The sequence below is a fragment of the Erwinia sp. OLFS4 genome (genome assembly GCF_002752165.1).
Lineage (GTDB): Bacteria > Pseudomonadota > Gammaproteobacteria > Enterobacterales > Enterobacteriaceae > Izhakiella.
Genome location: NZ_MOMB01000048.1, coordinates 24,674 through 37,206 on the forward strand (window position 1 = coordinate 24,674; position 12,533 = coordinate 37,206).

The window sequence follows — 12,533 nt, forward strand, 5'->3', positions numbered from 1 at the left end:
GCAAAACGCACAATCGGGTGGTGCTGTTCAGCCCCCGCGATTAAAAAACTGAGCGTCAGTGCGTTATTTTTGCTAAACAACACATTGGCCTTTTAAAAAACTCCAGCCCATCAGCCGCCCCTGCTGATGTCAGAGATAAGAGATAATGCAAGAAAAACAAAGTGTTAACAAAAAGGAACACTATAACATTAACAAGCTGCAGAAGCGGCTACGCCGCAACGTCGGCGAGGCAATCGCCGATTTCAACATGATTGAAGACGGTGACAGGATCATGGTTTGTCTGTCAGGGGGAAAAGACAGTTATACCATGCTGGAAATTTTGCGTAATTTACAGCAAAGTGCGCCGGTAAATTTCAGCCTGATCGCAGTTAATCTTGATCAGAAGCAACCAGGCTTCCCGGAACATATTCTGCCGCAGTATCTCGACAGTATCGGCGTTGAATATAAGATTGTTCAGGAAGATACTTACCGGATTGTAAAAGACAAAATCCCGGAAGGTAAAACCACCTGCTCGCTTTGCTCCCGCCTGCGTCGCGGTATTCTGTATCGTACCGCCAGCGAACTGGGCGCGACCCGCATCGCCCTCGGTCACCATCGTGACGATATTTTGCAGACCCTGTTTTTGAATATGTTTTATGGCGGAAAAATCAAAGGAATGCCGCCAAAACTGATGAGTGATGACGGAAAACACATTGTCATTCGTCCGCTGGCCTATTGTCGGGAAAAAGATATTGAGCGTTTTGCTACCGCCCGCCAGTTTCCAATTATCCCCTGCAATTTATGTGGCTCGCAGCCCAATCTGCAGCGTCAGGTAATCGCCGACATGCTGCGCGACTGGGATCGAAAATATCCCGGCCGGATTGAAACCATGTTCACCGCCATGCAAAACGTTGTTCCTTCCCATCTGGCAGATAGCCGGTTGTTTGATTTTCGCGCGCTTCAGCGCGGTGATGCGGTAATTGACGGCGGTGACCTGGCATTTGACCGGGAGACGTTACCGTTAACCGCTGGCTGGCGCACTGCAGACAGCGATGATGACACCGGGCAGGATTATCCGCGTCTTGATATTCAGCAGATTATCTGAGCGTCGGCGTACAGAACCCCGTTCTGTGCCTGCCGGTTTTAGCGCCAGGCACAGACAAGGTACTCAGTGCGACGCTGTTTTCAGCCGGTCAGCATTTGCCAGAGAAACGCTTCCGTCAGCGCATAATCAAACGCTATCTGGCTGTTTTCTGTTGCGTTACTATGGCCGGCGCTGTGCTGTTCATACAACCAGACGTTGCGATGACCTAGCTGCTGCATACGGGCAACCATTTTTCGTGCATGCGCAGGACTGACCCGATCGTCCTGAGTGCCGGTAGTAAACAGCACCGGAGGATAACGCCGTTTGCCGGAAACGTTGTCGAACGGAGAATAGCGTTGCAACCATTGCCTTTCTTCAGCAATCTCCGGATCGCCATATTCCGCTATCCATGAGGCACCCGCCAGCCACAGGTGGTAGTGGGTCATATCAAGCAGCGGCACTTCACATAACAGCGCAGCAAATAACTCAGGATAGTCTGTCAGCATATTACCAATAAGCAGTCCGCCGTTGCTGCCGCCCTGTGCGGCCAGACGGGCTGCACAGGTTACCCTGCGCTGTACCAGGTCCGTGGCCACTGCCGCAAAATCTTCATAGGCCCGATGTCGGTGTTGCTTTACTGCCGCCAGGTGCCATGCCGGCCCGTACTCACCGCCGCCGCGAATATTGGCCACCACGTAAACCCCACCTCTTTGCAGCCAGGTACACCCTCGTGATCCCAGATAGTGAGGTGTTAACGACTCGCCAAAACCGCCGTAACCATACAGCAGTGTCGGATGGTCCCCGGTCAGTGCCAGCGCTTTACTGGCTATCTGAAAATATGGGATCTGCGTGCCATCACGCGAGCGGGCAAAATGCTGGCTGACGTCAAAATCCGCATTATCAAAATATGCCGGGTCCTGCCTGATCAGCGTTAGACTGTTGTTATCAAAATCCCCATAACTCAGGCTGCAGGGTTGCAGAAAACTGTAAGTCACCAGCTGATAACGGTTGCTCTCTGTATCAATCGCAGCGGCAAAAATGGACGTGAAGTCGGCTAATGCTCGCTTTTGCACGCAGCGCCAGCGACCGTTTTCCACTTTTAATATTTCAACCCTGCCAACGACATCCTGGGTCAGGTTGAGAATGAGATAATCCTGGGTCGCACTGTAATCCTGCAGCGTGGTGTGCATATCTGGCGTAAACAGCAGGCTGAAGTCACGCTGTCCCTGCTGAAAAGCGACAAAATCTGTCGCCAGCAACGCGCCGGCCGGATAGGTTTTATCCGCGATTTGCCAGTCCGTGGTTAAACTGATAAGCAGCCAGTTACGTACAAAGTCGCATGTGGCATCAGGCGGGATAGCTATCAACTCCAGCCGATCATCAGCGGTCAGCAGGTAAGCATTACTACGCTGAGAATCCAGGCTACAGTGGATCACGGTTTTTTCGAAGCCAGCAGTATGATCATGACAGGCGTCAACACATATATCTGAGGTTTTGCCACTATAAATCAGACGGGCTTCCTGTGGTGATTCACCACGCTGCCACCGTCTGACACAACGCGGGTAACCGGAAGTAGTGACGGTATCACCGCCGGCATCCAGCGCCAGCAAAAGCGTATTTTTATCAAGCCAGCTGACCGCACTTTTGCTTTCTGGCAGAAAAAAACCATCGCGGACAAAGGTCAGGCTAATCAGATCAAATTCACGAATCTGGCAGGCATCGCCCCCCGAGGATAAAAAAACCAGTGCCCGGCTGAAGTCAGGATAAAGCAACTCAGCACCGTGATAGCACCAGCTAGCAGATTCCTCGTCATTCAGACGATCAATATCCAGCACGGTTTCCCATTCTGGTTCTGCTGTCAGGTAGGACGTCAGCGTGGTACGTCGCCAGATACCACGGGGATGGCAGTCATCCTGCCAGAAGTTATACAGGGTATCGTGATAATGATCGCACCAGGGAATATTGTTTTGATCGTTTAAGGATTGCAGGATGCTGTGTTGCATTTGCTCAAAACGCTTGCCGCGGGCAAATCTTGCGACAGTATGACGATTTTGCTCCGCCACCCAGCGCAAGGCGTCCTCATCATGCGGCTTTTCAAGTGCGCTTAGTAAATCCTGAAAATTTTTTTGCACCAACGGGCTCTCCTTTGGGTGATGGTATGGCCAGGTTAGCACGTGGTCGGCGCTCTGCATCGGTCACCGGCGCAAAAACGCCAACCGGCGCCCATCTGCATAGATTAACCCTGGCAGGCTGTTGTTTAGCAGAATCAGTAAATAAGAAGTGTCAGATCACGCAGCATAGTACGTAAAGATGATTTACCAGCTTTTACGCCAGTAACGGCTGATCAGGCCGCGGATAATCCGGGGTAATAACAGAATAGCGCCAGACCAGGGGCAAAAAAAAGCCGGCATCGTGCCAGCGTATCGAATTAAATGTGCTATGCAACAATTCAAAGGAAGTAAGACAATATAGAGCGCAACGCCCATCGCTTGACGTTGCATTCACCTGCAACATCGAGTCTGCGCCCCAGCGCTTTATCACGCATTGATGTCGATCATAATTTCTGTGTGTTATGCCAGTGATTATCCGTTACAACCATTTGCGTTTCCTTAGCCACCACGCAACGGCTATTACCAGTAGCAGTAAGAGCAGACAGAAAAAAGGGAAACCGTAGCGCCAGCCGCCGCCAGGGATGCCACCAAGGTTGACGCCAAATAAACCGGTAAGAAAAGTGGTTGGCAGAAAAAGCATCGCCAGCAATGACATCGTATAGGTTCGACGATTCATGGCGTCCGCCAGCACGCTGCTAATTTCGTCTGCCAGTACCGCGGTTCGCGCCACGCAGGCATCGAGATCGTCAAGTCCGCGCCCCAGGCGATCGGCAATATCCTGCATTCGTCGCCGGTCGTCGTCACTCATCCATGGCAGCCTTTCACTGGCCAGCCGCGCATATACATCGCGCTGTGGAGCCATATAACGGCGCATAACTATCAGCTGTTTGCGGATTAATGCCAGTTCACCCCGTTGCGGGATCTGCTGATCCACCACCGCGTCTTCCAGTTCGATAATTTTATCATGTAACTGTTCAATGAACTCCCCGGTGTGGTCGGTCAACGCTTCGCACAGCTCCACCAGCCAGCTGCCGCCATCCACCGGGCCATTTCCATTCTGTAAGTCAGTGAGAATTTCATCAATGGCAAAGACTTTACGCCGCCGCGTCGACACAATCAGTTTGCCATTGACAAACACCCTTATCACCACCAGCTGATCGGGCCGCGATTCACTATTTAAATTGACGCTGCGCAGGGTGATCATCGTGCCATCACCTAAGCGGTTTACCCTGGGACGCAGCGAGTCTCCCCCCAGCGCATCACGCACGTTATCCGGAATAAGTGGCGTGGAGGAAAGCCATTCGGCGCTCTCCCGATGCGTATAATTCAGATGCAGCCAGCAAGGGCGGTCACAATGAATAACATCTTTATCATCAATCGGAATCAGGCCACCTTTGCCGTCAAGCTGACAGGAAATAATGGCATCCGAAACCTGTAATGCGCGCCCCTCAATGATCTCCACAATGACTCCATCAACGTATAATCAGCCGGATACAGTTTAGCGCAGCGCAGCAGCGTGACAAACGCGCTGTCGGTCTGCACAGGTGACCAGGCGGGCCAAAAATGAAACAATTTTTAACAAGCAACCGGTACCCGGCCACCTCTGGCAAAGTGGCCACAGAATTTAATGCCTGAGAATAAACAGCTGACGGCTATATGCCACGTCCCCGGCATTGCTGATAGGGTAACCTTTCACCCAGGGTTTAATGAGCCGGCCATTGGTATACTGATAGATTGGCGCAATAGGCGCTTCATCAGCAATTATCTGCTCAGCACGCTGATATTCAGCGTTGCGCTGCCTGGCATTCGTTGCGGCGGCAGCCCTTGCCAGTACCGCATCATACTGGCTATTGCTAAAGCGGGCAAAATTGCCGCTATGGTCACTGGTCAGTAACGAAAGAAAGGTCGAGGGCTCATTATAATCACCAACCCAGGAGGCTCTGATAACATCAAATTTACCGCTATTGCGACTGTCGAGATAGGTTTTCCATTCCTGATTTTGCAGCCTGACGTTAACCCCAAGCGTCTTTTTCCACATCGAAGCAACAGCAATAGCTATCTTCTGGTTATTCTCTGAAATGTTATACAGCAGGGTCAGATTCAGCGGTTTTTGTGGGCCGTAGCCGGCGGCGGCAAGCAAGGCTTTCGCCTGGGCATTCAGCTCAGCCTGCGGGTGTTGCTGGATAAAATCTGTTTTCGGTGTATAACCAGCGGTCACGTCCGGGGTAAAATGCCAGGCCGGTTTTTCCCCGGTGCCAAGTACCTTATGTGCAATAATTTTTCGGTCAATACTCCAGGAGAGCGCCCTGCGCACCCGCACATCGCTGGTGGGGCCTTGCCGGGTGTTAAACGCATAATAATAGGTCCCTAACTGATCCGGCGTATATACCTGACCAGGTAACGATTTTTTCAACAGCCCGTACATATTTTTGGGAAAAGATTCGGTGATATCAATGTCCCCTGCCCGGTAGCGTTTGGTGGCGCTGGCTTCATCATTAACCGGGACAAAGGTGACTTTTGTCAGTACCGATTTGGCGTCATCCCAGTAGCGATGATTCCGTTCCAGGACAATTTTTTCATTCACTATGCGCGCCTGCAGCTTATAGGCGCCGTTACCAACCAGCGTTCCCGGTCGGGTCCAGTTATTACCGCTCGCATCAATAACATGCCTGGGCACCGGATAAAGACTGAAATTAGCCACCATTGCCGGAAACCACGGTAGCGGACGGTTCAGCGTAACTTTAAGATGACGGTCATCCAGCGCGCTAACGCCGAGCTTATCCAGCGGCAGCTTATGTGCAGCAATGTCAGCCGCATTTTCAATACCGGCCAGCGCCGCAAATGAAGCAAACGGCGATGCCGTAGCCGGATCCACCAACCGACGCCAGCTGTAAACAAAATCATCCGCCGTCAACGGCGTACCATCCGACCAGCACAGATTTTCGCGCAGGGTAAATATCCAGATTTTGTTATCGCTTGTTTGCCAGCGTTCCGCCACCCCCGGGATAATTTTGCCGTTCGCATCTTCATTGGTCAGTCCTTCAAACAGGTCGCGAATCACCTGAATTTCCGGCAAACCAGCGGATTTCGCCGGGTCCAGTGATGCCGGTTCGTCTTTGATATGGCGTACAATTTCCTGACGATCGGCCAGTTGTGTCCCTGGCGGAACCTCAGCAGCCGATGCTGGCAGTAACCCCAGGGGGATGCATATTGTACTCAGCACCATCTGGCCCAATCTGCCCATGGTTTTTCTCCTTGGTAGTGATTGAAAATGCTGTCTGCACTGTAACGCAATCTGTCGATTGGTAAACAGCTGTATCTGACAAAAATAAAGCTATCTGGTAAAAAACCTGTAAGACCGCTATGTTAGAGCAATAACCATCGTCTTAATGGTCTTTTTCATGGAGTTGTCATCATGAGCCAGCTGCATCCCCGCGCCGCCAGAGGACCACTGACTGCCGAAGCACGTCTTTATGGTCACTCCGTTATGGGCGCGCCATTACTGTGGTTCCCGGCGCCGGCAGCGGATGAAAACAGCGGTCTGATTCTGGCCGGCACCCATGGCGATGAAGTAGCTGCCGTTGTTGCCCTGTCCTGCGCTATGCGAACCCTGCAACAATCCTCACGTCGTCATCACGTGGTGCTGGCGGTGAATCCTGATGGCTGCCAGCTGGGTCTGCGCGCCAACGCCCGCGGCGTTGATCTTAACCGCAACTTTCCAGCCGCTAACTGGCAAAGCGGTGAAACGGTATATCGCTGGAACAGTGATACTGAGGAACGTGATGTGGTCCTGTCGACCGGTGAACGTGCTGGATCGGAACCCGAAACTCAGGCGTTGTGCACGCTGATACATCAGCTTAAACCACGATGGATTGTCAGCTTTCATGAACCCCTGGCCTGCATTGACGATCCCCTGGCCAGCCCCGTTAGTCGCTGGCTGGCTGAAAAAATGTCGTTGCCACTGGTTGACGATGTCGGTTACGCCACGCCGGGTTCATTTGGTAGCTGGTGCGGCGATCTTGGCCTGAACTGCGTAACCGCAGAGTTACCGGCTATTTCTGCCGATGCGGCAATACAGCACTATCTGCCGGCACTGGTTGCGCTATTACACTGGCAGGCCGCTTAGATCGATTTGCCCGCAGGTATAGGCCAGGGCGCTTTCAACATCCTGCGCCAGCCATGTCGGTCCATCCAGGTCAACAAAGCGTGCCGCTGGCACCAGCGGCAAGGCTGCAGTAATCGCACGTGATGTACAAAGCATACAACCCAGCATGATATCAAACCCCTGCGCCTGCGCTGCCGCGGCCAGTGCCAGCGCCTCGGTCAGTCCGCCACTTTTATCAAGCTTGATATTGATCATATCGTAATGCCCCACCAGGCTGGCCAGGCTGTCACGGGTATGGCAACTTTCATCAGCACAAATCGGCAATGGATGAATAAAATGCGCCAGCGCCGCGTCTTTGCCTGCGGCCAGCGGTTGTTCGAGCATCGCAATCTGCAAATCAGCCAGCAGCTGACAGCGTGCGGCCAGCCCTTCTGCCTGCCAGGATTCATTCGCATCAACAATCAGTCTGATGCCAGGTACTGCCGCCCGGATGGCCATCAGGCGTTCAGTAATCAGATGATTATCCAGTTTGATTTTTAACAGCTGTGCCCCTTTTTCTGCCAGCACTGCCGCGTTGTGCGCCATCACCTCCGGGCTATCAATACTGACAGTTTGTGCCATTAAAACGCTATCCGGCCTGGTAATGGCGGTCTTCTGCCATACGCTTTGCTGTTGTTGCCGGCATTCAAGATCCCATAACGCACAGTCAATCGCATTGCGCGCCGCACCGGCTGCCAGCTGTTGCTGTAATCTCTCTCGTGATAATCCCTGCTCCAGCTGCGGGGTAATACGCTGAAGCTGTTCCAGTACCGACGCCACGCTTTCGCCATAACGTGGATAGGGTGTACATTCTCCCCAGCCTGTCACGCCATCCTGCTCAATCTCTACCACCACCACCACCGCTTCACTTCGGCTGCCTCGGGCAATAACAAAAGGCGCATTTAGCGGCCAGCTTTGAGGATAGATCCTGACCTGTCGCATAGTATAATCCTGTTTATTTTCTGCTGAGGGCTACGGCCCCATTTATCCCTTCGCTCTGCCCCCCGGCGGACGATGAGCACCGGTCGGCTGGTGAAATGCGGCCATGAATGGCGAAAAAACGCAGCGTTACTATCACTGCACAATGATAAAATTATGACACATTTTGCCGTTACCCGGCACAGAATAAAAAACGCGTCGCTGTTAATAAGCGCAGAAAACAATGTCAGCCTGACCGATGGTTAAATCATGGAAGGATTAAATAACGCGATCGAAAATATGGCACACATACCCATAGAAATAACATGGTCATTAAATCAATTAAGCACAATGCCACTTATGAATTGAGATAATATTTAACATTACCACCGAATTTAATTTTTTTAATTCTGCAGGCTTGTTTTAAATTCATTAAAATTAAATTGTTAAAATCCTCATTAGCGTACTACTTGCGTTGCTATCTGTACGCATCGCCACAGCTTTATGACAATATATGTTTATAAAACTGATGATTAGTCTCAGGAAAAATCCTGAATGTCGATCTCAACCCTGGGAGGTAACTCCAACTGAAAATACCTGAACAGCGGGAGATATCGAGGAAATCGCCGCTAACAGCATGATGGACACAAGGATGTATTATGCCATCTGCAGATTAAATCATTAAGTTATTGCATGTATTATCACGGAGTAAAGAATGGTGGATTTAATTCTGGCAAAAAAGAAGTTAATTGCGTATGCCGACAAAATGGTTAAAGATAAACACTTTTTAGAAAGGATGTTTAACTCAAAAAACAAATATGTCAGTGGCATAAGGCGCGGATATCAACAAGGCGATAGCACAGCCAGTAAAAGCCGTGGTATTGCCATGAAGCTGGCGCCGGATCTGGCCAGTAAAACCGTCAACGCCGCTGTAAGAAGAATACCCTTAATAGGTCAACTACCCGTTATCCCTGGGATTATCACCTCATTTTCCGACTCAATATTCACTGACGCAAAAATTCATTACAGAAGTAAGAGATTACAGCAGGCCTACGACAGTGAGAATGAAAATGAGATCAGCACCTTCAGAATGAAAACGTTCAGTTTTCCTGATATTGACTCCCACAGACAAAAACTGGACGTTGCCATAAAAAAATATAACGAAGTGGTCAACAGAGCTTCCAGTAGTTTTATACAGGAAGCAAATAATAGCAGCATTTGCAATTATCATGTTGAAATCTGTACAGCCGCCGCACAGCTTGAGCGGAGATTATTAAAAATGATTTATGCTTATAGCGCCATTGATTCAATCGCAATGGTTTTACAAAAGAGGATATTAGCCGCGCAGGATGAATTCATTGCAAGTGAAAGCAAGTACTGGTCTGAGTTTTCAGGTCAAATTGCGTTAGATAATGATGCTATGCATCGTAATTGCAGTAAATGCGTGCGAAAAGAAGGCGATTTTTCTGTACCATTAAGTTCAAAATTTGGCACCTATATCATGAGCAAGCACATTTTTTCTGCCGCCGTAAAAAATACTGTTGATGCTTCGATTAAAGAAGCAGAGTCAAGATATTGTAATGCAATTAGTAAATAGTCAAGAGAGAATGAAGCAGTAATAGTCTTTATTTACTGTAAGTTAATTAATTTTATTTAAGCCATATATCAATGCCACATACTGTCTGCCGGCTTGCAGGGTAAAATGTGCCGGCAGACAGCCCTTTCCCTAACGCCAGCAGAGGCTTTTCATTGTTCAGAAATTTCTGAAATGGTGACTACCTTCCAGCGGCCATCTGGCGGCGTAACTTTGCCGCTATGGCGCGGCAAACGAACCCGGGCAGCCGGTCGCTCCCCCCTCCTGACCTGTCATCCCTGCTGATGGGTCATTCCTTGTCTATATCACACAACAAGCCGCCTTTACCGTCATGCGGCGATGTGCTATCACTGAACGACAGCAAATCCGATTCCAGCGGGTTCATAGTACAAGTTCACTCATAATCCCATGCCGGATATTCCGCCGTGCCGGTATCAAATCCTTTATACAGGAACGCTTATGTCTCAGACCGTACTTTTTCAGGGTAACCCGATCACTGTTGCCGGCCAGATTCCGCGTCCAGGCGCACAGGCCAGCGCTTTTACGCTGGTGGCAAAAGATCTTAGCGATACCGCCTTAAGCCAGTTTGCCGGTAAGCGTAAAGTGCTGAATATTTTTCCCAGTATTGATACCGGGGTCTGTGCCACCTCAGTGCGTAAATTTAATCAGCTCGCCAGTGAAATGACCAATGCCGTAGTCTTGTGTATCTCTGCTGATCTGCCCTTTGCACAATCGCGGTTTTGCGGTTCAGATGGTTTATCTAACTTGGTGACGCTGTCGACGTTGCGTAGCGCAAATTTCAACCAGGATTATGGTGTCGGCATTACCAGCGGCCCGTTACAGGGCTTAATGGCACGTGCGGTGATTGTTCTGGATGAAAATGATCGGGTGCTGCACAGTCAGCTGGTTGAAGAAATCACCAGTGAGCCGGATTATGAAGCGGCGCTGGCGGCACTGAAGTAAAACCGTGCGCCGGGATAATTGTCATCCGGCGCACGCTATTATAAATGTGCGGCAATCGGCACTATTCACCAGGCGGGTTTTCCTTATCATCCTGGTCGCTGCGTCGCAGCCCCAGTCCGTATTCCCGCAATTTATTGGCGATCGCCGTATGTGATACCCCCAGCCGTCTGGCCAGTTTACGCGTGCTGGGATAGCTGATATAGAGACGGGTCAGAACCGAGCGTTCAAAGCGACGGGTTATCTCATCCAGGCTACCATCCAGATTCTCTTCACTGATCATTGCGTCCTGATCGCCGTTTTCAGGCAGCAGCGTGGCAATATGACTCACTTCCAGCAGACTCCCTTCCAGCTGCGTCATTGCCCGGTAGAGCGCATTACGCAACTGACGCACGTTACCCGGCCAGCTGTAACGGATCATAAACGCCGTCAGTGATGCGGAAATGCGTGGACAGACTATAGCCAGCTCATCGGCAAATTGTGCAACAAACATCTCGCTGAGTGGCAGGATATCCTGGGTACGTTCACGTAATGCGGGAAGCGTAAGAGTCAGTACATTAAGACGATAATAGAGGTCTTCGCGGAACTCACCGCGCCTGACCAGTTCCAGCAGATTTTTTTGTGTGGCACAAATGACCCGCACGTCAACATGTACTTCCTGCTCCTCACCTACCCGGCGGAATGTACCATCGTTAAGAAAGCGTAACAGCTTGGTTTGCATGCGCGGCGACATTTCACCAATTTCATCTAACAATACCGATCCACCGTTAGCCTGCTCAAAAAACCCTTTTTTACCCTCCAGTGCATTCGGATAAGCGCCGGCCGCATGACCAAACAGTTCACTTTCAGCAACATCATCCGGCAGGGAGGCGCAGTTAAGCGCCAGAAATGGTTTTTTGCCGCGCGCGCTACGCAGATGACAGGCTCTGGCCAGTAAGTCTTTACCGGTGCCGGTCTCACCAACCAACAACAGCGGAGCATCAAGCATTGCCAGTTTACGCGCCTGCTCCACCAGCTGGCGCATTCTGCTGCTAACCGCCACCACATGCTGGAATTCAGCATCGTCACTGACCGCGAGGTTTTGTAGTTGACGGCCCATGCGCGCCGTTGATTTCAGCATGACCACCGCCCCGCTGAGCAGCTGTACCGGCGTGTAGATAGGCGTAATTTCTAATAAAAAGTCGCGGCCCTGTAGTACCACGTGCTGGGCCTGAGGCTCGGGGTGACCGCACTCAAGCCAACGAGAGAAATTAAAGTCACTGATTAAATGTCCTGCCTGACAGCCGCGCAGTTTCTCCTCACTGAGGGCAAAAAGTTGTTGCGCCGCCGGGTTAGTCAGTTCAATTTTTGTTTTTAAATCAAGAGAAAAAACCGGGTCCGGCAGTGCTATCAGCAAAGCACTCAGCGCCCGGTGTTCCAGCTCAGAAGGCATCCAGCTGACGGTGCGCACATCCGTCACGCCAGGAATTCGCCGAATTTCACTCATTAAGGCACTGAAAATGGTGAAATCAATAGCAGTAAAATTAAGATAGATACGCCCGGTTGACGCAATTTCGATGCCGCGTAAATCAATATCACGCTCGACCAGTAGATCAAGTAATTCGCGCGTCAGACCAATACGGTCATGGCAGAAAACTTCCAAACGCATCGGTGTATCCTGATTAGAAAAATGTGCAGGAGCGAATAGTATGCTATCAGTTCGCCTTGCGGGAAAAAACTGTCAGACTTTGCTGACAGCGCGCC

9 protein-coding genes are annotated in these 12,533 nt (G+C 50.7%); 4 read left to right on the top strand and 5 right to left on the bottom strand.

Going from position 1 to position 12,533, the window contains the following annotated elements:
* Positions 1-145: 145 nt before the first annotated feature.
* Complete coding sequence (ttcA, locus tag BL249_RS09785; protein ID WP_099704835.1) at positions 146-1,084, top strand: tRNA 2-thiocytidine(32) synthetase TtcA; 939 nt, start codon at positions 146-148, stop codon at positions 1,082-1,084.
* A gap of 80 nt (positions 1,085-1,164) precedes the next feature.
* Here ttcA and BL249_RS09790 read toward each other — a convergent pair whose 3' ends face one another.
* From BL249_RS09790 to BL249_RS09805, 3 genes are all read right to left on the bottom strand, one after another.
* The gene (locus BL249_RS09790) at positions 1,165-3,195 is read right to left on the bottom strand and encodes a prolyl oligopeptidase family serine peptidase (protein WP_241898873.1); all 2,031 of its coding nucleotides are present in this window, start codon (positions 3,193-3,195) and stop codon (positions 1,165-1,167) included.
* A gap of 457 nt (positions 3,196-3,652) precedes the next feature.
* Positions 3,653-4,636 carry a zinc transporter ZntB gene (gene zntB / locus BL249_RS09800; protein ID WP_099704832.1) on the bottom strand — a complete coding sequence of 328 codons (984 nt, stop codon included), beginning with the start codon at positions 4,634-4,636 and terminating at the stop codon, positions 3,653-3,655.
* A gap of 162 nt (positions 4,637-4,798) precedes the next feature.
* Positions 4,799-6,418, bottom strand: a complete 1,620-nt coding sequence (locus tag BL249_RS09805; RefSeq protein ID WP_099704831.1) for a peptide ABC transporter substrate-binding protein — start codon at positions 6,416-6,418, stop codon at positions 4,799-4,801.
* A 171-nt stretch (positions 6,419-6,589) separates the two neighbouring features.
* Between BL249_RS09805 and mpaA the strand changes: the two genes are divergently transcribed.
* A complete protein-coding gene (gene mpaA, locus BL249_RS09810) occupies positions 6,590-7,300 on the top strand; it encodes a murein tripeptide amidase MpaA (protein ID WP_099704830.1) in 711 nt (236 codons plus the stop codon).
* Here mpaA and ycjG read toward each other — a convergent pair.
* Positions 7,280-8,260 carry an L-Ala-D/L-Glu epimerase gene (gene ycjG, locus BL249_RS09815; RefSeq protein WP_099704829.1) on the bottom strand — a complete coding sequence of 327 codons (981 nt, stop codon included), beginning with the start codon at positions 8,258-8,260 and terminating at the stop codon, positions 7,280-7,282. The genes mpaA and ycjG overlap by 21 nt on opposite strands.
* 691 nt (positions 8,261-8,951) lie before the next feature.
* Between ycjG and BL249_RS09820 the strand changes: the two genes are divergently transcribed.
* Both BL249_RS09820 and tpx read left to right on the top strand, forming a co-directional pair.
* Positions 8,952-9,833 (top strand): hypothetical protein, encoded by an 882-nt coding sequence (locus BL249_RS09820; protein ID WP_099704828.1) that lies wholly within the window; start codon positions 8,952-8,954, stop codon positions 9,831-9,833.
* Between the two features lie 456 nt (positions 9,834-10,289).
* Complete coding sequence (gene tpx, locus BL249_RS09825) at positions 10,290-10,793, top strand: thiol peroxidase (RefSeq protein WP_099704827.1); 504 nt, start codon at positions 10,290-10,292, stop codon at positions 10,791-10,793.
* A gap of 61 nt (positions 10,794-10,854) precedes the next feature.
* Here the strand turns inward: tpx and tyrR are convergent, their stop codons facing one another.
* Complete coding sequence (gene tyrR / locus BL249_RS09830) at positions 10,855-12,438, bottom strand: transcriptional regulator TyrR (RefSeq protein WP_099704826.1); 1,584 nt, start codon at positions 12,436-12,438, stop codon at positions 10,855-10,857.
* Between the last annotated feature and the right edge of the window lie 95 nt (positions 12,439-12,533).

What these genes read in the sequence shown, in the direction of transcription:
- ttcA (WP_099704835.1), top strand. Translation starts at nt 146, where the DNA reads ATGCAAGAAAAACAAAGTGTTAACAAAAAGGAACACTATAACATTAAC.
- BL249_RS09805 (WP_099704831.1), bottom strand. Translation starts at nt 6,418, where the DNA reads ATGGGCAGATTGGGCCAGATGGTGCTGAGTACAATATGCATCCCCCTG.
- mpaA (WP_099704830.1), top strand. Translation starts at nt 6,590, where the DNA reads ATGAGCCAGCTGCATCCCCGCGCCGCCAGAGGACCACTGACTGCCGAA.
- ycjG (WP_099704829.1), bottom strand. Translation starts at nt 8,260, where the DNA reads ATGCGACAGGTCAGGATCTATCCTCAAAGCTGGCCGCTAAATGCGCCT.
- BL249_RS09820 (WP_099704828.1), top strand. Translation starts at nt 8,952, where the DNA reads ATGGTGGATTTAATTCTGGCAAAAAAGAAGTTAATTGCGTATGCCGAC.
- tpx (WP_099704827.1), top strand. Translation starts at nt 10,290, where the DNA reads ATGTCTCAGACCGTACTTTTTCAGGGTAACCCGATCACTGTTGCCGGC.
- tyrR (WP_099704826.1), bottom strand. Translation starts at nt 12,438, where the DNA reads ATGCGTTTGGAAGTTTTCTGCCATGACCGTATTGGTCTGACGCGCGAA.